Raw genomic sequence first — 23,100 nt, 5'->3', positions numbered from 1 at the left:
TTCAATATCTTGATACTCGCTCATTTCAACCCCTCTGGGTACTGATCCGGCTCGAGGGGGTAGCCCTTGTACTGGCCGAGCTCCTGGTTTACCAGCCTACCCTCGTAGACAACCTCGGACTCGCGATGCCAGACATAGCGGGGGTAGCTACCTTCCCAAGGCTCGCCGACATTGCCTGCTGCTATGGCGGCCTGCAGCCACGCGGTTAGCTCCTCTGGGTCTGCTAGGCGCGGATCGCACTTGCTCGCATCTGCGCGTAGCCGTGGCTGTCCGGCAAATGAGGGGTAACTCTTATGCTCGCTGCTGCCCACATATCGGACGTTCTCGGCGAGTCGGGCAAGCTCAACCTCCGCGGGAGGACTCGCAAGAGATCTTCTTAGTGGTCGACGCCGCCGTGTGGCACGCATGTCCTCAGTATGGCTTGGAAGCGCCGATGATGCGAACCCTGCCTACCTGTGCCGTTGAAGCGCACCGCAAGAACATCGGCCGCTTCCACGAACTTCATGCGGGCAGCGTCCGCCAGAAGGCCACCTCGTCTAGATCGGGCACTCCACCTCTGTGGAAGTCTCGCATCTGAGCAGATCAGCGGCCACGACTGCCGGTCGGCATCCGAACGGGATCGAACGACTCTTGACGCCCAGTCGACTCACGACCAACGGTGACCTCTCAGAGGACGTCCGATTCACACACTTCGCATGCTTTGGGGCTTTAGGGGCTTTAGGGGCTTGGGGGGGTTCGGCAGTGAGGCGCTTGGCGAGGTGGTTCGGCATGCCCATCAGCAACCTCATCCCCTACGAAATGGTCGCTCCAGAGCCGATCCCGCCTCAAGACATAGGGTAATGGTCCATGATCCCGCGGACCGAGCCTGGGCGCACAAAAGCCCTATGCGGACTGCCATACAGGCCCACCCATCCGCTGGACAGCCATCAAGGGACTGAGCCGGCGGCTCCTCGCCCTCATCGTGGTGAACCCCTGCCGCCCCACGGCGCCGGGCGGCACCACCGGGTGATGGAGGTTCCCCTGCACGCGAACCCACCGAAGTCCCCCTCGCCAGCAGCGTAATCGGCAACGACCGGCTCCATGCCACTCATCGCCCGACAAGGTCTTCCCCGCCGTGAACGCCCCACCAACTCGGCGAGTGCCTGCACAGGTTTCCCGAGAAGCGGGTCAGCAGCAGCCAGTCGGCGTCGAGGATCAGCGCGGCGTCCTCCGCCCGCTCGCCCAGTACCCGGGCCACAGACGCCAGCATCTCCCGCGTCGCCCGGTCGGAGGATTCGCCCTTACCCAGTCGGAAGCCGATGGTGACGTACCGCTCCGGTTCCCACTCCCACACCGAGCCGTCACCATCCTCGGCCTCGAAGTAGCCATGGGAACCGGCGTAGATGCTCACCGTGTAACCACACCGATCACTGAGGTCCGCACTCAACACCCGGGGCCTGCCATCTACCGCCGACTCCTCGACACCCTCCGGAGCGACGACGCCGGCCAGCACATCGAGAGGAACATCGCCGGCCAGCGTCAAGCGGTACTCGGTCGCCATGTATAGCCCTTCAGTCTCGTCGCAGGATCTGGATTATCGCCCCGCTGCGCGTCACCGCCACCAGTTCCTTCAACCCTGCGATCGGCCAGTCGTCGAACTGCTTCTGCAACGCCGCGAGATCGCCGCGCCAGTCGTGGAGGTTGACCACCACCCGTTGGGTCTGCTCACTGGCGATCTTGTCGGCAACCCCGCTCCACACGCCTCGCACGCTCTTCGCCGGCGTCGGGGAGTAGCAGTCGAAGACATGTCCCTCGATCAGATAGTCGGGATCCTTGCCCGGTTTACCGGAATCACCGGTACCGAGCCGGGCGTCAGCGACCTCCTGCCTGGTCGGGTTCTGGTGGAGCAGGTATCCCTCAGCGGCGACGGTATCGGCGCATTCGTTCTCCAGCTCCAGGGAGCGCCGCACGCGTTCGTCCTCCTTCGGAGGAATCCGGGTACGCCGACCGGTAGGCGAGCCGCCGCGCTCTCCGGTGGGCCTGCGCGTCCACGGCGTCGTCACACCCGCGCCGGCAGACGGTGTGGAAACTGAGGCAGGGCTGGCCGGTACGACACCGCCAGCCCCGCTCAGTTTCCCGAGGACCCCAGCTGTCGCGCCTCGGCGATCGCCACGTCAACCACCTGGCGGGTGGTAGCGGTGCGCTGGACCAGCACGACAAGCACCTGTTTGACGCTCTCCAGCGCCTGGAGGAGCGGCCCTGGCTGCCCACCCTGCAGAACCGCGACGACAAGCTGCTGCGCCTCACCGATGTGCGTGATCGTGGCGGCCGTCTGGTCGCGGATGCCGTCGACCGCACTCTGCGCCGGAGCCAAACCGTTGACTGTCTCCCCCGGACTGCCCTGCCGAGGGACACCAGCGGTCGCCTTCGTGGCATCACCGACGGCACCGGCGAGACCGCCCAGTCCGCCCCGGACAGTGGCGATGGCCCCGCGAATCCGCGCCACACCCGCAGCGACCGCAGCGAACCCGGCACCCGCAGCCCGCAGCCCGATCTCCTCCGCCTGCTGCTCAGCAGCGGCAGCCAGACCCTGCGCGCGTTCGACCCCGGCGGCCAGCGTACGCAGCTCTGCAGTGATCTTTTCGACGTGCGACACGCTGCCGGCTTCCTCCACCTGACGACGAGAGCCTCTCAGGAGATTGAACCTACCGGCACGGCACCGACGTCACCAGACGCCGCACAGCAGTAGGCGATGCCGGCGACGCCAACCGGTCCAACGGCTACGAGCACCCACCGAGCACCGGCTCGCAGTTCACGCGACCACTGCGGGCGCGACGGGGCCTCCCGGCCGACGTGAGCGTCGAGCGCTTGGCGGGCCGGTGTGGAGGGCTCAGGCGGTGCGGGTGGCCTGCAGATGCAGCGGGCGGGTCGCGGCGGTCCTATCGATCGGTGCGGATGGTTTCGTCGGCGATCCAGCCGAAGTGCCGGGCCGTGCTGGTCAGGATTTCGGCGAGTTGCGCGTCGATGCCGAACCGCTCGAAACTCTTCGGCATGCTGTCGGCGAGGTCGCTGCCGCGCCGTTCGGACGCGGCTCGCCAGTCGGCCAGCATCTTGATCAGGTCCACGAGAGTCATCCCGTTAATGCCACGGTCGTGGTGTTCCGGGTGATGCGCCTTGTGCGCGTAGTGGTGAGCGAGGCCGTCGCCCATCGCCGCAAGACAGGCTCGGTACTCGTCGCTGCCGTACACGGCCGCCTGGAGCTTCGGCACGTACTCGTCGTACGTCTCCACCTCGGGCGGCTCAAGCTTGGACAGGTCGTGCTGGGTGGACCGGGCGATCAGTTCCTTGATCGGGGCGCCCGAGGGTGCCGACGCGGAGGCTGTGGATAAGGGTGTCGGGGCGGCTGTCGTAGGTCACGGTGTCCTCCGGGGTCGGGTGGTGCGGATGAGGTTGATCTTGGTTGAATTGTCTGATCCAACGGGGTGACGTGAGTGCATCTGTTCACGGTCAGGCCCCAGCTTCACGGGACGGCGTCCGGCCCAGTCCATCGCGCGCTGGCGTCGTCCCATCGCGCCCGAGCACCCACGGAGACACCGCATGGATCATCAACAGCCAGTTGGCCACGGACTCACGGTAGGCCCTGGCCATGCTCGCGCAGAATCACTCACACGGACCGGGCCACTCTCACTCGCCGATCCGGGGGGCACGCGTACCTGAACGTCCTACAACGACGGTCGGTCGAGCCATGTCTCGACGCTTGGCCGGCACCTAGAGTGTTGCGGTGCTGACCCTCGGCGTCGACCTCGCAGCGGCGGACAAACGTACGGCGATGGCGACCATCGAATGGCTGTCGGACCGCGCAGTGGTGCGAAACCTGGTCCTCGACGTTGGTGACGCCCAGATCGTCAAGGCCAGCCAGGACGCGGACAATGTCGGGCTGGACTGCCCACTCGGCTGGCCCGAACCCTTCGTCGCGCTCGTCACCGCCCACCGGTCCGGACACGTCTCCGTCGACGACGGCGATGCCGCACGGTGGCGGCGTCGTCTGGCCTACCGGTTGACCGACGAGGTGGTACGCGAGACGGCCGGCATCATTCCGCTCAGCGTCGCTGCGGACCGCATCGCTCATGCCGCTTTCCGGTGCGCCGGGCTGTTGACGATGCTGGTCGCCGCCGGCCATGACGTCGACCGGTGCGGCGACGGCAAGATCGTCGAGGTGTACCCGGCCGCTGCCCTCTGCCGCTGGGGGCTGACGTACCGGGGTTACAAGGGACGGGGCCAGAAGACGCAGCATGCCGACCTCGTGACCGCGCTCTGCGCGGCCGCACCCTGGCTCGAGCTGGGCGCTTCCGAGGCGCTGTGTCGCCACAGCCACGACGCCTTCGACGCGGTCGTCGCGGCCCTCAACGCACGTGCCGCCGCCATAGGCAGGGCGACCCGGCCCGACGACGAGCAGCGGCAGGTCGCAGGGGTCGAGGGCTGGATCGCCCTGCCCACGGGGCCGCTCAGCGACCTTGTCGACGGCACCGGAGCAGGCGAGAGGCGTTCATGACCTCGAGGCTGAGTTGGCTGGACACTTCTCGCGAGGATCAGCAACGCATGCGCGAGTTGCTCAAACTCTTCAGCGACACGGAGAGCCGGGACGAGCTGGGCATCGGTCAGGTCCGTGACGCGTTCAGCGACCTGCTGTTTCCCGGCACGTCGGTCCTGCAGAACCGGGCACGGTACCTGTTGATCGTGCCCTGGTGCTACCAGGAGGCGCAAAAGCGTGGGCTACGTGGTGACCGTCTCGCCGCGCGGGTCGACCGCAACGAGCGGAAGGTGATCGCCGCTCTGCTGCGCGGAGAAGACACGGAGGGCATGATCGGCAGGCGTGCCGGGGTCGGGGTTCGCACCCTGCCCTCGAACATCTACGCCGTTGCTCTTCAGGAGTACGGCATCCGCAGCGGTGCGGATGACACGGCACCGGACCGACGGCTGGCCGAGGCTGACGAGCTGACCGACCGGTCGCGCGGCAGTTGGCATCCGACCCTGCCCGGGGCACCGGCGAACTTTCCGCAGGAGGTCGAGGGTGGGCTGAGGTTACACCCGGACGAGGCTCGTTGGCTGCGCGAGCGGATCATCGACGCGGTGCCTGGCACCCTGCTGGCGTACCTGCTCGATCCCGCGCATCGCCCTGGGTCGGAGGGTGATGCGCCGTGGGATGAGCCGGTGGCGCTGGCCGCGCCGGAGCCGATCGGTTCCCTGGTTCGGGACGCGCAGCGCTTCTCGCTGGCGATGCATGGTGCGGCGTTGTTGTACAACCTGCTCGTCGCCGAGCGGTACGAGCGGGCGGGCCTGTCCGAGCATGAGGAGCCGGCGGCTCGCTACCGCCACAGGCTGTCGGAATGGAGCGGGCGGGTGCCGGCGGAGCCGGGCCTCAAGGGCTGGGATAGGTCGGGGATGTGGACGCGGCTGATCGAGAGGAATCCGCGGATCAGCACGAACGTCAAGGCCCGGCAGTTCATCGAGCGGTGGCTCGACTCGGTGACCAGTGGGGCTGCTGGCGATGCCGCCGGCGACTCGACCTTGCGGGGCCTCGTCAGCGAGCGGGAGCGTTCGGTGAAGAAGGGCCAGTCGCGGTTGGTCAACGACAAGTTGTTGCGTACGTGGAGTGGCGCGTCGGGCAGTCGGCGGCTGGTGTTTCGTTGGCCGCAGGTTCGCCGGATCCTTGCCGACATCCACGACGGTTGCGCTGCGGGTCCTTCGGAGGCTGCCGATGCTCGCGCCTGACTCCCGCGCGCTGTTGCTCGACTCATTGCGCCCACCTCCGGGGGCGCGGTTGTGCCGAGCCGTGGCGTTGACGTTCACCCTGGATCTGGAGAGTCTGCTGGTCGCACCGTTGGCGTTCGCCGCGCATGGCCTGCGGGAGTCGGCGGACCCGATCGCGGTCATGGAGGGTGTACGGCGCTGCGCGGACCGGATCGACGTGTTCTGTCAGGCGGGGCAGATCGTGGTGCCGTCAGGGGCGTCGGCGCTGTTGGCGTTCGTCGAGCCGATGGTGCACCAGGTGCACCGGCCCAAGCCGGGTCACCTGTTCCACCCCAAGCTGTGGGCGCTGCGGTTCCTCGACGACACGACCGGAGAGGTGTCGCTGCGGCTGCTGGTGCTCAGCCGCAATCTGACCAAGGATCGTAGCTGGGACGTGTGCCTTCGGTTGGATGGCGTGCCAGGCACCCGCCCGAGGAAGGACAACCGGCCTCTGGTCGACCTTCTGCGGCATGCGGCGCGGCTGGCGGTCACGCCGCTACCGGCCGCCCGGCACGCGGCGATCGAGGCGCTGTGCGAGGACCTGCGTCGCGCCGATTGGGAACGACCTGAAGCTGCCCGAGACATGGTCTTCCATGCCTTCGGGGTGCCTGGTAGGCGCCCGCCGGAATTCGCGGGGACTCGTCACCTGGTCATCTCGCCGTTCTGCACGCCGGGTGGCCTGAACCGGTGCGCACCCAGCGGGGCGCTGTCGGTGGTGAGCCGGCAGGGGGCGCTCGACCGTCTGCCCGAGGGGAGCCTGGCCGGTTCCGAGGCATTCGTGGTCAGCGCCTTGGCCGGTCTGCCAGCCGAGGAGGCGCCGCCGGGTCAGGAGGTGCTGCACGGGTTGCACGCGAAGGTGTACGTGGTGGAGAAGGGCCACCAGGCGCGGGTCCTGCTCGGCTCGGCGAACGCCACCGACGCGGCGTTCGGCGGCAACGTCGAGTTGCTGGTGGAGCTGGTCGGCAGCCGGAAACGGTGGGGGATCAACGCCCTCCTCGGTCCCGACGCGGGTTTCCGGGAGATCCTCGAGCGGCACGAACGCCAGGACGTCACCGAGCAGGAACCCGACACCGGTTTGCTACGCGATCTCATCCGTGACATCGCCGCCATACCCATGTCGGCCACCGTCACGACCTCAGCCGGCGGCTACGAGTCCCGGCTCGACTCGCAGGAAGCCGTTCCTGAGGTGACGGGTGTACGGATCACCGCGCAGTTGCACACCCGCCGTGGGGAGGCTGTGCCGCTGGTTCCGGGCCAGCGGGTGTCCGCGGTGTTCGCCGGGCTCGCGTTGGCCGACATCACCCCGTTCGTCCTGGTGGTCGCCGAAGACCGTACGGGCCGGGAGCAGACCGTCGTCCTCGCCACCCTGATCGGTGACCCCGCCCACCGGCTCGACCACGTCCTCGCCCAGCAGATCGATACACCGGAGAAGTTCCTGCGGTTCCTGCTGTTGATGCTCGGACTCGGCACCGAAGCTACCGCCGCCGTGAGCGGCGACGCCGGCGGGCAGGGCATCTGGCGTACCGGCGGCACCGGCATCCTCGAACTGCTGCTCAACGCTCTCGTGGACCGCCCGGAGCAGCTCGACGACCTGGCCCGGTTGGTCGCCCGTATCGAAGCCGACGGCGACAGCAGACGGCTGCTGCCGCCCGGATTCACCGAGCTGTGGCGGGTCATCGACCAGGCACGGGACGCGAAGGCAGAGGCGGTGGGCCGGTGAAGCGGTACGACGCGGGGCCGGTCATGGCCGGCCTGAAGGACTTCCAGCGCGCCACCGTCGCGCATGTCGTCGACCGGTACTTCGGTGCCGACCCGACCCGCCGGTTCCTCGTCGCCGACGAGACCGGACTCGGCAAGAGCGTCGTCGCCCGGGGCGTCATCGCCCAGACCCTGCAACGGCTGCAGGACGACGACAGCGTGGAACGGGTCGACGTCATCTACGTCTGCTCCAACCAGGACGTCGCCCGGCAGAACATCGACCGGCTGCGGGTCACCGCCGACAAGACCGTCACCCTGTCCAGCCGGCTCACCCTGCTCGCCAAGCACGCACACAAGCTCAACGCCGCGACCGCCACCACCGGCAAGCCGATCAATCTGATCGCGTTCACCCCGGGCACCTCCTTCGACCAGGGCCGGCTAACCGGTGCCGCAGAGGAGCGGGCGCTGATCCTCCTGCTCCTCGAACAGGCCCACTCGTGGGGCGGCTGGCGAACCCGAGCCGCGCTGCGCGCGTTGCAGGCGACCGTCGCCACCCCTGAGAAGTTCGAGGATCAGTGCAACCGGCTCTGGGAACAGCTCGAAGGAGAGATCGACCCGACGATCGCCGAGGGGTTCCTGCGTCGTGCCCGCCACGGCGGCCTGCTCGACGAGTTCGACGCGCTACTCGACGGCATCGGTCGACGCCCCGCCCTGCCCGACGCGCTGCGGGAGAAGGCCCGCAAGCTCACCGGTGCCCTGCGAACGGCGTTGGCCACCGCCGGCGTCGAGGTCCTCGACCCGGACCTGGTCATCCTCGACGAGTTCCAGCGGTTCCGGGAGCTCCTCGACCCGGACGGTGGCGACAGCGCCGAACTCGCCCGGCACCTGTTCGACCATCGAGCCACCCGGGTGCTGCTGCTGTCGGCCACCCCGTACAAACCATTCACCTTCGCCGAGGAAGCCGGCGCCGGCGAGGACCACTACCGCGACTTCCGGCAGGTCCTGCGCTTCCTCACCGACGACGAGTCCTGGCACGCCGACGTGACGAAGACCTTCGAGGCGTACCGGGACGCCCTGGTCCGCGGCGAGCCCTGCAGCGACCTGCTCGACCGGCTGCGCGCCCTGTTGTTGCGGGTCATGTGCCGCACCGAACGGCCCGCGCTGGGCCAGGACGGGATGCTGAGCGAACACCTCGACCTCGCCGACGACCTCGACACCCGTGACGTGCGCGGCTACGTGGCGATGCGCCGGGTCGCCGACGCCGTCGACGCACGGATGTCGGTCGAGTACTGGAAGTCCGCCCCCTACTTCCTGAACTTCCTCGACGGCTACCAACTCGGCGACAAGGTCCGAAAAGCACTCGACGGCAAGCCGGACCCCGAAGTCACCGCGCTGCTGGCCACCGCGCAACTACTCGACGCCGACACGATCAACCAACGAGAACCCGTCGATCTCGGCAACGGCCGCCTACGGCGACTCGCCGCGGACACCGTCGACCGGGGCTGGTGGCAACTGCTGTGGCTGCCCCCGTCCCTGCCGTACCACACCCTCGACGAACCGTTCGCCACCGCAGCGGCCGAGGGCATCACCAAGCGGCTGCTGTTCTCCTCCTGGAACGCCACCCCCACCGCGGTGGCTGGACTACTCAGCTACGAGGCCGAACGCCGGCTCGGCGGCCACGGAAAGGAAAGCCGGCACCTCGACTACCGCACCGAACACAACCGCCCAGCCGCCATGAGCGCCCTGGCACTCTTCTGGCCCCATCCCGCCCTGGCGACACTGTGCGACCCGCTGGCCCTGGCCCGGCAGCGACCGGACGAGACCGCGCCGCTGGCCGTGTTCGAACGCGAGGTGCGGGAGCGGCTGCTCGCTCGCGCTTCCACCGATACGCCGGCCACCGACGCGACCCCCGCCGAACCGTGGGAACTGGTCTTCCGGTGGCCCGGCGCCGACCCCGGCTGCGACGACGCCGCTGCCGCCCTGGGTACCTCCGCCGACGAAGACGCAACAGCCACCGGCCTGGACCGGCACGTGGAACGAGCCCGTGAGCTGGCCAGCAACGCCCACTACCCGGCAACAGACCACCTCCACGGTCTACTCGACAGCGTCGCGGCGATCGGCATGCACGGGCCAGGCAACATCGCCTGGCGGGCACTGTCCCGACTGATCCACCCCGACGACGCGGTCACCTCCGCAGGGCACTGGCGCGCCGCGGCGATACTGGCCAACGGGCTGCGGTCCCTGTTCAACCGGCCTGAATCCGCCCAACTGCTCGACAGCCTGTCCATGGGCCCGGTCTACTGGCAGGCGGTACTGCGCTACTGCGCCGCCGGTGATCTACAGGCCGTCCTCGACGAGCACCTGCACACCCTACGCAGCGGCACCGCCGACACCCGCCTCGACGACGAGAGCCTCTGCCGACTCGCCGACGAGGCACGGCAGGCGATCGCCAGCCGACCGTCAACGTACGAAGCGTTCGACCCGCACCACCCCGCCGAGCGGATCAAACTGCCCGGCCGGTTCGCGCTGCGCTACGGCGGCCGCGGCGAAGAACAAGCCCAAGCCGACCGCAAAGCAGTCGTACGCCGAGCCTTCAACAGCCCCTTCTGGCCGTTCATCGTCGCCACCACCAGCGCCGGCCAGGAAGGCATCGACTTCCACCAGTGGTGCTCCGCCGTCGTGCACTGGAACACCCCCGCCAACCCCGTCGACTTCGAACAACGCGAAGGCCGCGTCCACCGCTTCGGCGGACACGCCGTACGCCGCAACATGGCCGCCGCTCACCGCGCCGAAGCCCTGCGCTCCCCCGAACCGGACGTGTGGAAAGCCCTCTACGACGCGGCACGAGCAGTTTCTGGAGAGCTTGGCGACTTCGCTCCGTACTGGGTGTTCCCCGGGCCGGCGAAGATCGAACGACACGTCCTGCCGTACCCACTCAGCCGCGACCGGACAAAACTCGACCGACTCAAGTCGGACCTGGCGGTGTACCGGCTGGCGTTCGGCCAACCCAGGCAGGAAGACCTCCTCAACCTGCTCCGACGCCACACCACCGACGCGACCGAGGTCCTGAACCTACGCCCTGCCGCGTCTCGCAAGGGCCGCGCTTCGGCAAAGGCACCATGAGCGACTCAATCCGCGGTCCTCGGCGGCCGCCGTGAGGAGCGAATATCCAGAGACGACTGGATCAAATTCCGGTGACTGTCACCGATACTGTCGATCAGAGTGTCGTGAAGACGACAGCCGAGTAGACCACCGACGTCGATGGCCCACTGAATCGATCACCACAGCACTCCCATTGATCAGACCCTTCCGCTTGAACACCTTGATCGGGCATCATGGTGCCGTCGACCTTTTCCCGCATCGTCGAAAATCAGATCGTGAGGGACACGATGGCTCCTGAGACCGCTACGCCCGTTGCCACGCAGGGAGGCTTGGCCGAGGAGTTGCGCGAGCACCTGCCCGAGCACCCGGCCCTCGCCCGGCTACATCAGAGGATGGTCAACTCGGAGGGTCAGCAGATCACAAGCTATGACCGTATGCACCACCGGCACAACCGATCCTGAAAGACAGGCAGTCCAACCACTATGGGCAGCTTGAAAGAACCCAACTTGCCGGTGATTGCCGTTCAGGGGATCAAGTTCACGTCGTTCCTGGTCAAGGTCGCGTCGCGGTGCAACATCAAGTGCGACTACTGCTACATGTACGAGCACAAGGATCAGGGGTGGCGAGACCAGCCCCACGTGATGAGCGCGGAGACACGCCGCAGGGTCGCCGGACGGCTCGGCGAGTACGCCACCGCAGCCGGGTTGGATCGGATGTTGGTCATCTTCCACGGCGGGGAGCCTCTCCTCGCGGGAGCGTCGACGCTGGCCGCGTTCGCCGAGGACGTCCGATCGAGGCTGCCGAAGTCGACGGAAGTCGACTTTTCGGTTCAAACCAATGGCGTGCTCCTCGATGATCACGCCGTTCGCATGCTGAGTTCTGCCGAGATCGCGGTTTCCTTGTCGCTCGACGGGCCGCAGCATGCCAACGACCGCCATCGGCTCGCCGCCTCGGGGGGCTCGACTTTCCCAGCGGTCGTCGAGGCAATGAGGCGGCTGGAGCAGCGGCCTGACATCTTCGCTGGCATTATCGCCGTCATAGACCCGGCGGTGGCTCCCGAGGATGTACTTGGCTACTTCGCAACACGTTCGCTGCCCGCCGTTGACCTGCTCCTGCCAGACGCCAACCACAAACGCCCGCCTGAGGGCCGCGGCGCCGAGCCAGATCGATACCGCGACTGGCTGATCGAGGCGTTCGACCTATGGTACGACCGATACCCTCACCTGGCAGTCCGCACGTTCGACGCGCTACTCGCGGCGGTTGCGGGCCTTCCCAGTGGCACTGACGCGTTCGGGTTCGGCGACGTCAGCCTACTGACCATCGAGACTGATGGCAGCTATCATGACCTCGACGTTCTCAAGATCACGCAGGCAGGGCAGACCGCGCTTGGTGCGGACGTCATCGGCATGTCAATCACGGACGTGGCAGACTCGCCGAAGCTGGCCGCGCACCGTCGGCTCCTTACCAGGGACGGCCTTTCGCACACATGCCGGGTCTGCCCCGTGGTCGACGTCTGTGGGGGCGGCTCCGTGCCGCACCGGTACGCCGACAATGGGTTTGACAATCCCACAGTCTACTGCGCCGAGATGCTCGCGCTTATCCAGCACGTCGAGCGCCGAATGGCATCCACCGTCTCCAAGCAGCGCGATGGCCGTGCAGCCCGAGGAGCGGCCGACCGGGTCGACGTCGACGCCTTCGAGCAAGCCGCAACCGCGGTGGCTGCCGTCGACAGATTGATGAGTGACTGGCGTCGCACCGCATCAACGGATATCCGGGCACTGGTCGCACATCATCTGGCGCTGGGTGGATCCACCAAAGAAGCCCGCACGGCTCTCCAAGTGCTCGCCGACGCCGATGACAATCGACTGGCCCGCGTGGCGATCCGGCCCAGTGTGGTGCTGTGGACCCGGGTCGGGAACGACGAGCGATCAGGCACCACGTTACGACGCTTGGACGGCACCCCGGTGCCCTTCGACCCGGCTTACGCGACCACGGTGGCTCAGATGATGGACGAGCCGTCCGATGCGCCGGTACCCGTCCACCGAGACGACCCGTGGCTGCGAGTGCCGTTCAGCGAGCCCATCGTGTTCGCAGATGAAACCGAAGCCGCCCCCGGCCGCCGCCTCGTCGCCGAAGCGATCACGTTGATCACCGACTACGATCCCACGCTGGCCGCCGAGATCAAGTTGATCAGCCCGGAGATTCAGTTCGTCCGTGACACCTCCGCGCATCCGGACAAGGTGGTGTCCTTCAGCGACGACGTTGTGCCCGGGGCGCTCTACCTCGGGCTGGGCAGCCGGACCGGCGGTGTCGATGTCTACGATCTCGCCGACAGCATGATCCATGAACACCGCCATCAGAAGCTCTACCTGCTCAGCCGAGAGGTCGAGCTGGTGGTCGTCGACCGACCGTTGATCGCCTCACCATGGCGGGAGGAACCACGCCCGCCCAGCGGTCTCCTGCACGCCGCCTGGGTCTTCGTCGAGTTGCTACGCTTCTGGCACTTCGTTGAGCAGCATGCGGATCCCGCCGTCCGCACTCGCGCGGCCAGCCAGATCGCCACCACTCAGAAGAGGCTGACTCAAGCGTGGCAGACCTTGGCCACCTGTCAGCTCACGCCAGCTGGCAGGCACCTCACGGCGGTGCTGGAGCAGCGATCCCGAACGTGAACACGCAGTCAATCTCGATTCCCGCTCAACGGCTCCCCGCCGACCCTACGCATCGAGACCAGATACTGACGGACTACTTCGCCGATCGGGTGCCTTACTCCGCGCCGGACGACAACGGCGACTGGAGAGTCACCGTCGATGCCGCGCCCACAGCAGAGTTCTACATCGACCCACGGCTCGATGAGGGGCTCCGCTGGTGGGGCTGCACCGTGGCCGACATTCCGTTTGCCTACCGTAGGAAGAGGGGGGTGTTTCTCAGCCTTTCCGACGCATGGACCTTGCTCTCCATGAGTCAATGGCTCGCGAGGCAGAACGGGCTTCCGCCGCACGTCACCGTTATCCATGTCGATGACCACGACGACCTTATGTGCCCCAGACTCGGTCTGCGCGATGGGCAGTTCGCCGACCTCATCACGGGCCAAACGATGAGCCTGCATGATCCAAGGTCGGTCGCGGATGCCATCAACAGCAGCGCCATCGGAATGGGTAGCTTCCTCGCTCCGCTCCTGCACACCCTGCCGTCAGTCGACATTCGCCACTTGTGCGACACCGCCTACGCGCGCACTCGAGTCGGCCGGTTCTGGCTTGTGCAGGCCACCGAGGCGGACGAGCTCCTCGCTCTCGGCACTCCCAGGCCATCGGTACGGATCATCCCGAGTGCCGGATCATCCTCTTCCGAGCAGGCAGTGGGTACCTACCAGGTGGTAGACGACGAGATCAAGCTCCTCGCTGACATTCAGGACGGGCCGATCCTGCTTCATATTGATCTTGACTTTTTCAACAATCGCTTCAACGGCGACTCCGACTGGGCTACCCACAGCCGCAGACACGACCCAACCTACGACCAAGTGATGCGGCGCGTCGAACGGCTCGTCACCACGCTGACGCCGGTCCGGCATAGAATCGTGGACGTGGAAATCGGCATCTCCCCCGGCTTCTTCCCCGCCGAGCTATGGGCACCGGTCTGCGACGCGCTCATCGAGCAACTCGCCCGCACCTCCGCTGATGGCGCATAGCCCGCGATGACCACACGCAAGTCCGGCGCCAGCCGACCACGCCGCAAAGCCCCTACACAGCGGCGTACCCCACCACCGCCCGCCAGCATCCGCAGCGGCATCCGACCCGCCGTCGACCCCGACAACGTTCGCCTCGCCAGGGGGACCGGCAGCACGGGGCGAGGCGGCGGAACCGGCGGCGGCTTCTGGCACATATTCGTCGGTGATACCCGAGCCGGCAGCGTCTACATCAACGTCATCAACGAGCCGCCGCTCGGCCCGCACGCCAGCATCCAGATCCAGGTGAACCAGAGCTGGCAAGGTCGAGGGGTCGGCCGCGTCGCCTATCGCCTCGCCAGCGAGGCCAGCGACCACGACATCGTCTACGCCCACATGCGCAAGTCCAACCTCGCATCCCGGGCCGCCGCGACCCACGCTGGCTACACGCCCATCCATGACGAGACCGTTCGTCAGCTCATCATGATCTGGAAACGACCCACTCGACGGCGATGACCGGCTGGCTCGACCTGCCCTGGGCCGACTTGCCGGCCAGCGTCCGCGTCGATGTCCTGGGGATCCTGGCCTACCGCAAGCCCGCCATCCGCATCCCGCTTGGTGACCACACCGTGGCCGAGCGCGTCGCCGCAGTGATCACAGAGGTCGGTTGGTCGCACGCCAGCGACGAGGAGTACCTGGTCGCGGCACCGCTCCCGGAGGTCGCCTTACACATCCTTGACGTCGACCGCAGGACCGAGCACCACACACTGGAACTGGGCCTGCTCCTCGGATATCCGCTGTGCTGCGCCCGAGCCGCAGCAACCGCTGGCGAGGAAGACATTGATCGCCTCGCCGCACGTCTCGGTGCGAACTGCGACCGCGCAGGGGCCCCACAACTCGATCCGCGCGATTACCCTTCGGGAATTGCCCTGGTGTCATACATTGCATGCTCACCGCGATGCCCGAGTGCCCTGCGGGACGCACGAGCGGCAATCGGCTGTATCGACACAGCAATCCCGGAAGTGGACATGTCGACAGAACCTTGGCGGACGTGGGGTCAAGCCGCCAGAACGCTGCGAACCAGAACAACTGGCGGTGCATCCTGATCCGCCCATCAGCGACCTCGTGCTGGCCCCGGTCCGCCGACGCCGGATCGACCAGATCGCCATCGTCGACGGTACCCTGACCCGGCCTAAGACCATCGGGCTGGCGTCCCACCAACTCGGACGCACTCGCGCCTTGGCTCGCCGGGTGGCGTCGGGCTCGGGCAGCGGCCGTGCGGCGTTCGACCGGGCCGGAGCCCTACCGGGCTGAGCCCTTACCAGGCCGAGGACGCCGGTTGGGACGGATCGGGCCGGCGGCTCGGAAGCAGGCAGGTCGGTGCCGCGAATCGTGCTGACGGTGACGTTCGGCCCGGACGGCCGGCTGCTCGCCTCGGCCAGCTCGGACGGTGCCGTCCGGCTGTGGGACGTCACCGGTGGTGGTGATCCGGCCCCGGTCGGACGCCCGCTCGTCGGCTTCCGCGGCTATGCCTACAGCGCCGCCTTCAGCCCGGACGGACGCACCCTGGCTGCCGCGAGCGCGGACAGCCACGATGGGTCTGCGCGACGTCCGGCGTGCCCATCAGCCGGGAGGACTGGCACCGTTACCTGCCGGGTGTCCTGTATCCGCCGCCATGCGGCTGACGCGGCCTTGTCGGGCGGCTTCGACCAACATCCGGTCCGCGAGCAGGTGTCATGGTCGAGGACCGAGGAGAAGAGCGAACAGACCCACCGCCGCCAAGGAGGTCGAACCGGCTGCCGGATCAGAAGTTCGGTCCTTGGGAAGCACTTCACGATCAAGGCCGTGAACAGTCGACCGGCACCTTTCGTGCGGCAGTCGATGACGTTGTCGTCGCACCGACCGTGGTGCACGGCGGGCGCTTGGCAGCGACATCATGCGAAGCATCCCGACTGGGGGCGAATCCGCCAGATCAACGTCGCCCTTCGCCGTGGCCCGCCGCTGGCTTGCGCCCTGCGAGACCGCTTCACCGGTCAATGATCAGGACAAGGTGACCCGATCATGGTTGGCCGGCGGGCAAGGACACCTCATCGTGGGAACGTCAGTCTTCACCCTTGTGCTACATACCGGCGGCGGTCATTATTGTTTCGGTCCAAGGCGGAAGATCGGTCCAGCTCCGTGGGATTTGCGAGTGCAACCGTTCACAAGTGTCGGGATCCTGACACCTGCGAGTGGCCTAAGGTCGCCTTATCTTACGGAATTGTTTCAGCACGTCGATCAGGCGCCCTTGGCTGTGCAGGTCGGGGCACGGCGCGACGGGGAGGTGTCCAGCGATTGAGAAGATTGTGGCTAACACTCTCGATCGGACAGCCACGAGTATCGTGATGTGATCACGGGCTTCGATCGATGAACCGATCGCTCAGATGTCCCGGTTGCTTGCGATCCAATCGCATGCGTCTTCGCGTCATGATTCACATCTTCTTCTGAAACCCGTTAATGGTCGGAGCATGCCGGCGGCGTGGCTGGAGTCTCCTCGGTCGCTTGTTCTAGCTAGTTCGGTGCTGGTCTCGCGCGGCAGTTGCGGCGTCGCGGCGGCTGGTGACGAAAAACCGTGCAGGTAAGGCGGCTTCCACCTGCCCGCATCTGCTCTCACATTGCGCTGCGCCGTGTGCACACAGGAGAAAAAGATGAGTGGAATCGTTGGCTGGGTCGACTTTCAACAGGACGTCAGCACCCGCCCGGACATTCTGGAGACGATGACCGCGACCCTGCGACATCGGGGCCCGGACAGCTCCGAGGTGTGGCTGTCACCGCACGCCGGCCTCGGGATCCGAGTTTCGGCCGCCGGCGCGACGCAGGAGGGCGAGCACTTGGCCCGAACGAGGATCGGCGACGCCACGGTGGCCCTCGCCGTGGCCGGGCCGATCTACAACCCTCAGGAACTGCGTCGGGAGATCGGGTCGGCCCACGGCCCGTCCCGGTCCGGGGCGACCGTCGCCGACCTGCTGCTCCAGGCATACCTGCGCTGGGGTGAGCGGTTCGTCGAGCGGCTCGACGGCATGTTCGCCATCGCCGTCTGGGACGGTCGCGACCGGCAGTTGTTGCTGGCACGCGACCGGATCGGGCTCAAGCCGCTCTATGTCCACGCCTACTCCGGAGGGGTGTTGTTCGCCTCCGAGCCGAAGGGCGTCCTGGCGCACCCTCGGTTCACCGCCCGACTCGATCTGACCATGCTGCCGATCGTCCTCCAGCCGCGTCTCGCCATGGCCGGGGAGACCCCTCTAGCGGGCCTGCGGGAACTGGCCCCGGCCGAGATCGTGACCTACGGCGTGGAGGGTGCGTCCAGCCGGCGCTACTGGCAGCTAACCAGCGCCCCGCACCACGACTCCTTCGACAAGACCGCATCACACCTGCGTGAACTCCTGGAGGACGCCGTCGGGCGGCAGCTCGGCACGGACGCCGCGGGCGGTGCGATGCTCTCCGGCGGGGTCGACTCCACCTCCGTGGTCGCGCTGGCTGCACACCTGCTGCGCCGTTCTGGGAGGCAACTCGACACCTACTGTGTGGAGTTCGCCAGCGATCCCTCCCACTTCACCCCCACCGAATTGCGCCCGGACGTGGACGCCCCGTACGCCGCAGCGGCGGCGAGGTTCATCGGCACCCGACACCACACCCTGACCGCAAGCGTGGAAGACCTGCTGGCCGCCATTCCGGCCACCCGTCGCGCCCGGGACCTGCCCGGGTGGGGGCAGTTCGACGCCTCGATGTATCTCATCTTCGGACAGATGCGTGAGCGCACCGCGGTCGCCCTGACCGGGGAGGCAGCGGACGAGTTCCTCGGCGGCTACCCGTACTTCTTCAAGCAGGACCGTCTCCAGCGCCCCACGTTCCCGTGGATCGGCGACGGGCCCCGGCTGGTCGACTACCTGTCACCGGAGTTGCGGGAGGTCGTCCGACCCGAGCAGGACGAGCGTGACCGTTACCACGAACTGCTCGCCCGGGTCCCCGTGCTGCCCGGAGAGGAGCCGACGGAGGCTCGGATGCGCGAGGTCTTCTACCTCGGCATGTGCGGGCCACTCGCGGTGATCCTCGACCGCAAGGAGCGCATGAGCATGGCCCACGGCCTGGAGATCCGCGTCCCGTTCTGCGACCACCGGATCGTCGAGTATCTGTGGAACGTGCCCTGGTCGATGAAGTCGGCCGGTGGGGTTAAGGGACTGCTCAAGGCGGCCATGGCCGACCTGCTCCCGCCCGAGACCGTGAGCCGACGCAAGAGCGCCTATCCGCACCTGCACAGCCCGCAGTACGACCAGTCACTGATCCGCGAGGCCGCCTGGATCGCAAACGACCCGGCGTCCGAGATCGGCTGGATGTTCGACACGCCCCAGCTCAACGATCTCATCGGACAGATCGCCGCGGGCCGGCTTCGCTCCGAACTACCGGGCGGCGCCAGTCCCGCCCACCTGCTCATCCAGCTTGTCGAGATGCGGGCCTGGGTCGAGGCCAATGACGTGGCGGTCCGATGACCACCGGGTCGCACCCGCTACCACCCGTTCCCCGCGTGTGAGCCATCCGAAAGGAAAGTAGGGCGAACTATGCTCGAACTGGTCCCCCTCTCCCAGGGCGTCGGCACCGAGGTACGCCGGATCGACGTCACCGCCGACATCTCCGACCGCGACTTCGAACGCATCCACCAGGCGTGGATGGACACGGCGGTGCTGCTCTTCCGCGACCAGAAGATGACCCCGGAGCAACACATCGCCTTCACCCGACGGTTCGGCGAGGTGTTCTGTTACACCCGCTCGCAGTTCAACGACATCGAGCACCCGGAAATCTTGCTTCTGTCCAACCTCACCCGCGACGGCAAGCCGATTGGCTCGGCCTACAGCGGACGGGTCTGGCACACCGACGGGCACTACCTCACGTCCCCGCCGGTCGGTTCGATGCTCTACGCCATCGAGGTGCCGCCAGTGGGCGGCGACACCTGGTACGCCAACATGTACGCCGCCTACGCCGCCCTTCCCCAGCGGGTCAAGGAACGCATCGAGGACCTGCGGGTGGTGATCAGCCGGGTGCAGTCGCGGCCGTACAACTACCCGGACCGGCCCGCCCCCACCGAACAGGAGCGTGCCGAGTGGGTCGACGTGTCCCACCCGGTGGTCCGCCGGCACGAGGTCAGCGGGCGGAAAGCCCTCTACGTCGGCGGGAACGTGCCGTGGCGGATCGAGGGTATGCCCGAAGACGAGAGCGCACCGCTGGTCACATTCCTCCAGGAGTTCGCCGTGCAGCCCCGGTTCACGTACTGCCATCGGTGGCGGCCGGGGGACATCGTGCTCTGGGACAACCGTAGCGCCATGCACCGGGCCACGCACTATGACCACGTGGCGCACCGCCGGCTGCTGCACCGCACCACCATCGCCAGCAGCCGCCCGGCGGTCGTGGCCTGATCATGACAATGTACGACTACATCGTGGTGGGTGCCGGCGCGGCCGGTTGCGTGCTGGCCGGCCGGCTCACCGAGGACCGCTCGGTCAGGGTGCTGCTGCTGGAGTCCGGTCTGGAGCGGCGCAGCCCGCTGTTGTCCATCCCGGCAGCCGAGACGATCCTGATGGGCAACCCGAAGTACGACTGGTGCTTCGACACCGAGGCCGACCCGACCCTGGACGGGAGGGTGCTGCGGATCCCTCGGGGCCGGCTGCTCGGCGGCTCCAACGCCATCAACGGCATGATTTTCGTTCGGGGCCAGCGGCAGGACTACGACGACTGGGCTGCCCTGGGCAACCCTGGCTGGTCGTGGGCCGGCGTGCTGCCGTACTTCCGCAGCATGGAACGGGCCTGGGAAATCGACGGGGAAAGCCGAGGGCGCGGCGGACCGATCGCGGTGAGCCTGCCCCGCGACCGCGACGAACTCTGCGACGCGTTCCTCACCGCCGCGGTGAAGGCCGGCTACCCGGAGAACCCGGACTACAACTCCGGCGACCAGGAGGGCTTCGGCTACTACCAGGTCAACCACGAGGGCGGCCGACGATCCTCGGCGTTGGGCGGCTACCTCCAACCGGCTCGCCGTCGTCCGAACCTCACCGTGCTGACCGGCGCGCACGTCGATCAGGTCCGCTTCGACGGCTCCCGCTGCGTCGGTGTGCGATACCGGCACGGCGGCGTCGCCCGGGAGGCGACCTGCGGCCGCGAGGTGATCCTCAGCGCCGGGACGGTGCAGTCGCCACAACTGCTGGAACTCTCCGGCGTCGGCTCGGCCGAGGTGCTGAAGCGGGTCGGCGTTCCGGTGGTGCACCACCTGCCCGGGGTGGGCGAGAACTTCCGCGACCACTTCGCCGCCCGGCTGCGCTGGCGGGTCCGCAAGCCGATCACCTTCAACGAACGCTCCAGGGGACTGCGGCTCGCCGGTGAGGTGCTGCGCTACCTCTCCACCCGACGCGGGCTGCTCAGTCTCCCGATCGCCCTGGGGCACGGCTTCATCCGCACCAGCGACAGCCTGGACCGGCCGGACGTCCAGTTCCACTTCGCCCCGGCAAGCTATGGCGAGGGCAAGACCCGGCGGCTGGACACCCGGCCCGGGATGACCCTGGGGGTATACCCGCTGCGACCGGAGTCGAGCGGGTCCATCCACATCCGCTCCGCGGACCCGGGGCAGCCCCCGACCATCCGCCCCCGCTTCCTGGACACCGATCACGACCGGGCGACGCTGGTGGCGGGCATGCGGATCGCCCGGCGGATCGTGGAGAGCGCGCCGCTCGACGAGTACCGCGAGTTCGAGACGCAGCCCGGCGCCGACGTCCGCACCGACGACGAGCTGCTCTCCTACGCCCGCGCGAAGGGCGACACGTCCTACCATCCGGTCGGCACCTGCCGGATGGGAAGCGACCCGATGGCGGTGGTCGACGAGCGGCTGCGGGTGCGCGGGCTGCACGGGCTGCGGGTGATCGACGCGTCGGTGATGCCCACCATGGTCTCGGGCAACACCAACGCGGCCAGCATGATGATCGGCGAGAAGGGTGCGGCGCTGGTCCGGGAGGACCAACGCGCCGGGACCACGCCGTGAGCGCTACCCGGTCGCCCCGCGACCAGTCCGCCAGGACACTTGACCCGGCGGCCTTCGTGGTGGAACCCGGCGACCCCGATGATGCCGACGTGGCGGCCCTGTTGCTCCAATCCGAGGAATACTCGCACTCGCTGTATCCGGCGGAGAGCGTGCACACACTGCCGGTGGGCGAACTGCGTAGATCCGGGGTCCGGTTTCTCGTCGCCCGTGACGCGGCCGGCGGCGAGCTGCTCGGCTGCGGCGCAGTGGTCCGGGTCGACGACACGTACGCCGAGCTGAAGCGGATGTTCGTACATCCCGGGGCGCGTCGTCGGGGCGTCGCGACGGTGCTGCTCACCGCCCTCGAGTCGTGGGCGCGTCGCGCCGGGACGCCCGTGGTCCGGCTGGAAACCGGGGTCAGCCAGCCGGAGGCGGTGAGCTTGTACCGCCGGTTCGGCTACGTGCGGAGGGAACGCTTCGGCGGATACCCCGACGACCCGCTCAGCATCTTCATGGAGAAGTCCCTCGACGGGCGATCTGCGACATGGGAACAGGAGTCTGCGATGGACACGATGCCGCAGCGGGTGCTGGTGCTGGTCGACGGCTACTCGTCCGGGGCCCAGTTGCCGGGGGTGCTGCGGGAGCGCGGTTGGCGGTGCGTGCACGTGCAGAGCACCCCCGACCTCGCACCGTACTTCCTGCGAACCTTCGACGCGGCCGACTACCTCGACCGGTTCACCTATACGGGTGACGTCGACGCGCTCGTGGCCGGCCTGGCCCGGCACCGTCCGTCGGCGGTGCTGCCCGGCGCGGAGAGCGGCGTGGTCGTCGCCGACCTGCTGGCGGCGGCGCTCGGCCTGCCCGGCAACAGCACCGACACCAGCAGGGCCCGCCGGGACAAGTACGAGATGCACAACCGGGTAAGAGCCGCCGGCCTGCGCAGCATGGACCACTTCCTGGCGCGTGACCTGGACAGCCTGGTCGAGTGGGCGTCGGCCGGGGCCTGGCCGGTGGTGCTCAAGCCCACCGACAGCTCCGGCACCGACTCGGTGACGTTCTGCGCCGACCAGGCCGAGTTGGCCGAGACCTTCCGCCGGATGCACGGGACGGTGCACCAGATGGGCGTACGCAACGACGCCGTGCTCGCCCAACGCTTCCTGACCGGGCGGGAGTACTTCATCAACGGCGTCAGCGGCGACGGCCGGCACGTCGTGACGGAGATCTGGCGCACCGACAAGATCCAGGTCCCGGGTGCCGGCTGGATCTACGACCGCAGCGTCCTGTTCGACCCCACTCAGCCGCAGCTAAAGGAGATCGTCGACTACGTACACGGTGTTCTCGATGCCCTCGGCGTACGGTACGGCGCGCACCACACCGAACTGATGGTCGGCCCCGACGGGCCCACCCTGGTCGAGTGCGCCTCCCGTCTCTCCGGCGGCCTGCACCGGGCCGCCGCCGCGCACGCCGTCGGGGCGAGCATGCTCGACCTAGTCGCCGACATCGTCGTCGAGGGTCCCGCCTTCGTGTCCCGCTATGCCGACGAACGGACGGGCCACGCGCACCCGTTGTGGCAGGTGCAGTTCATCTCCGAACAGGAAGGCGTGGTGGTCGAGTCCCACTACGCGCAGTTGCTGGAGACGCTGCGCAGTCGCACCTGGCTACAGCGGGCACCAAAGGTCGGGGACCGGGTCACCCGCACCACCGACCTCTTTTCCAGCCCCGGAATCGTCTTCATGACCCACCCGGACGTCGATGTCCTCGCCGCCGATTACGCCCTCGTCCGTCAGTGGGAGCGGGAGAGACGGCTCTTCACCGTCGCCCAGTGACCCAT

Annotated in this window: 19 protein-coding genes and 1 pseudogene; 15 read left to right on the top strand and 5 right to left on the bottom strand. The window is 67.7% G+C overall.

The window, feature by feature from the left end; all coding sequences use genetic code 11:
• Positions 1–20 precede the first annotated feature (20 nt).
• The 5 genes from Q2K16_RS27280 to Q2K16_RS27260 all read right to left on the bottom strand — a co-directional run bounded on the left by Q2K16_RS27280 (position 21) and on the right by Q2K16_RS27260 (position 3,317).
• Positions 21–407, bottom strand: a complete 387-nt coding sequence (locus tag Q2K16_RS27280) for a hypothetical protein (protein WP_302740993.1) — start codon at positions 405–407, stop codon at positions 21–23.
• A 680-nt stretch (positions 408–1,087) separates the two neighbouring features.
• A complete protein-coding gene (locus Q2K16_RS27275) occupies positions 1,088–1,540 on the bottom strand; it encodes a SitI3 family protein (RefSeq protein ID WP_302740992.1) in 453 nt (150 codons plus the stop codon).
• A gap of 10 nt (positions 1,541–1,550) precedes the next feature.
• A complete protein-coding gene (locus Q2K16_RS27270; RefSeq protein ID WP_302740991.1) occupies positions 1,551–1,949 on the bottom strand; it encodes a CdiA C-terminal domain-containing protein in 399 nt (132 codons plus the stop codon).
• Between the two features lie 158 nt (positions 1,950–2,107).
• Positions 2,108–2,635: a DUF6244 family protein gene (locus Q2K16_RS27265; protein ID WP_302746630.1), complete on the bottom strand. Its 528-nt coding sequence runs from the start codon at positions 2,633–2,635 to the stop codon at positions 2,108–2,110.
• 283 nt (positions 2,636–2,918) lie between these two features.
• The gene (locus Q2K16_RS27260; protein ID WP_302746629.1) at positions 2,919–3,317 is read right to left on the bottom strand and encodes a DUF5662 family protein; all 399 of its coding nucleotides are present in this window, start codon (positions 3,315–3,317) and stop codon (positions 2,919–2,921) included.
• A gap of 443 nt (positions 3,318–3,760) precedes the next feature.
• Between Q2K16_RS27260 and Q2K16_RS27255 the strand changes: the two genes are divergently transcribed.
• From Q2K16_RS27255 to Q2K16_RS27195, 15 genes and pseudogenes are all read left to right on the top strand, one after another.
• On the top strand, positions 3,761–4,531 hold the full coding sequence (locus tag Q2K16_RS27255; RefSeq protein ID WP_302740990.1) for a DUF429 domain-containing protein: 771 nt from the start codon (positions 3,761–3,763) through the stop codon (positions 4,529–4,531).
• Positions 4,528–5,751: a DUF6361 family protein gene (locus Q2K16_RS27250; RefSeq protein ID WP_302740989.1), complete on the top strand. Its 1,224-nt coding sequence runs from the start codon at positions 4,528–4,530 to the stop codon at positions 5,749–5,751. The genes Q2K16_RS27255 and Q2K16_RS27250 overlap by 4 nt, the downstream gene beginning before the upstream one ends.
• Before the next feature lie 61 nt (positions 5,752–5,812).
• Positions 5,813–7,489, top strand: coding sequence for a phospholipase D family protein (locus Q2K16_RS27245; RefSeq protein ID WP_302740988.1), 1,677 nt, complete (start codon positions 5,813–5,815; stop codon positions 7,487–7,489).
• A complete protein-coding gene (locus Q2K16_RS27240) occupies positions 7,486–10,590 on the top strand; it encodes a C-terminal helicase domain-containing protein (RefSeq protein WP_302740986.1) in 3,105 nt (1,034 codons plus the stop codon). Before Q2K16_RS27245 ends, Q2K16_RS27240 begins: the two co-directional genes overlap by 4 nt.
• A gap of 212 nt (positions 10,591–10,802) precedes the next feature.
• A complete protein-coding gene (gene yhhA / locus Q2K16_RS33135; protein WP_368052516.1) occupies positions 10,803–11,030 on the top strand; it encodes a YhhA family cyclophane-containing RiPP in 228 nt (75 codons plus the stop codon).
• A gap of 30 nt (positions 11,031–11,060) precedes the next feature.
• On the top strand, positions 11,061–13,238 hold the full coding sequence (gene yhhB / locus Q2K16_RS27235; protein ID WP_302740985.1) for a cyclophane-forming radical SAM/SPASM peptide maturase YhhB: 2,178 nt from the start codon (positions 11,061–11,063) through the stop codon (positions 13,236–13,238).
• Entirely contained in the window at positions 13,235–14,254 is a 1,020-nt protein-coding gene (locus Q2K16_RS27230) for a hypothetical protein (RefSeq protein ID WP_302740984.1), read from the top strand. The genes yhhB and Q2K16_RS27230 overlap by 4 nt, the downstream gene beginning before the upstream one ends.
• Positions 14,255–14,260: 6 nt before the next feature.
• Complete coding sequence (locus Q2K16_RS27225) at positions 14,261–14,746, top strand: GNAT family N-acetyltransferase (protein ID WP_302740983.1); 486 nt, start codon at positions 14,261–14,263, stop codon at positions 14,744–14,746.
• Complete coding sequence (locus Q2K16_RS27220; RefSeq protein ID WP_302740982.1) at positions 14,743–15,336, top strand: hypothetical protein; 594 nt, start codon at positions 14,743–14,745, stop codon at positions 15,334–15,336. Before Q2K16_RS27225 ends, Q2K16_RS27220 begins: the two co-directional genes overlap by 4 nt.
• Before the next feature lie 16 nt (positions 15,337–15,352).
• Positions 15,353–15,445, top strand: a pseudogene (locus Q2K16_RS33305) (IS5/IS1182 family transposase); the annotation flags it as partial.
• A 165-nt stretch (positions 15,446–15,610) separates the two neighbouring features.
• Positions 15,611–16,270 (top strand): WD40 repeat domain-containing protein, encoded by a 660-nt coding sequence (locus tag Q2K16_RS27215; protein WP_302740981.1) that lies wholly within the window; start codon positions 15,611–15,613, stop codon positions 16,268–16,270.
• Between the two features lie 647 nt (positions 16,271–16,917).
• Positions 16,918–18,756, top strand: coding sequence for an asparagine synthase (glutamine-hydrolyzing) (asnB, locus tag Q2K16_RS27210; protein ID WP_302740980.1), 1,839 nt, complete (start codon positions 16,918–16,920; stop codon positions 18,754–18,756).
• A 69-nt stretch (positions 18,757–18,825) separates the two neighbouring features.
• The gene (locus tag Q2K16_RS27205; protein WP_302740979.1) at positions 18,826–19,677 is read left to right on the top strand and encodes a TauD/TfdA dioxygenase family protein; all 852 of its coding nucleotides are present in this window, start codon (positions 18,826–18,828) and stop codon (positions 19,675–19,677) included.
• A 2-nt stretch (positions 19,678–19,679) separates the two neighbouring features.
• Entirely contained in the window at positions 19,680–21,290 is a 1,611-nt protein-coding gene (locus tag Q2K16_RS27200; protein WP_302740978.1) for a GMC family oxidoreductase, read from the top strand.
• Positions 21,287–23,095, top strand: coding sequence for a GNAT family N-acetyltransferase (locus tag Q2K16_RS27195; protein ID WP_302740977.1), 1,809 nt, complete (start codon positions 21,287–21,289; stop codon positions 23,093–23,095). Before Q2K16_RS27200 ends, Q2K16_RS27195 begins: the two co-directional genes overlap by 4 nt.
• Positions 23,096–23,100 lie beyond the last annotated feature (5 nt).

The organism is Micromonospora cynarisoli, from assembly GCF_030518815.1.
Lineage (GTDB): Bacteria > Actinomycetota > Actinomycetes > Mycobacteriales > Micromonosporaceae > Micromonospora > Micromonospora wenchangensis.
This window is presented reverse-complemented; position numbering and strand designations above follow the sequence as displayed.

Coding starts and splice junctions, on each gene's coding strand:
- Q2K16_RS27280 (WP_302740993.1), bottom strand. CDS start 407: ATGCGTGCCACACGGCGGCGTCGACCACTAAGAAGATCTCTTGCGAGT.
- Q2K16_RS27275 (WP_302740992.1), bottom strand. CDS start 1,540: ATGGCGACCGAGTACCGCTTGACGCTGGCCGGCGATGTTCCTCTCGAT.
- Q2K16_RS27250 (WP_302740989.1), top strand. CDS start 4,528: ATGACCTCGAGGCTGAGTTGGCTGGACACTTCTCGCGAGGATCAGCAA.
- yhhA (WP_368052516.1), top strand. CDS start 10,803: ATGGTGCCGTCGACCTTTTCCCGCATCGTCGAAAATCAGATCGTGAGG.
- Q2K16_RS27225 (WP_302740983.1), top strand. CDS start 14,261: ATGACCACACGCAAGTCCGGCGCCAGCCGACCACGCCGCAAAGCCCCT.
- Q2K16_RS27220 (WP_302740982.1), top strand. CDS start 14,743: ATGACCGGCTGGCTCGACCTGCCCTGGGCCGACTTGCCGGCCAGCGTC.
- asnB (WP_302740980.1), top strand. CDS start 16,918: ATGAGTGGAATCGTTGGCTGGGTCGACTTTCAACAGGACGTCAGCACC.
- Q2K16_RS27205 (WP_302740979.1), top strand. CDS start 18,826: ATGCTCGAACTGGTCCCCCTCTCCCAGGGCGTCGGCACCGAGGTACGC.
- Q2K16_RS27200 (WP_302740978.1), top strand. CDS start 19,680: ATGACAATGTACGACTACATCGTGGTGGGTGCCGGCGCGGCCGGTTGC.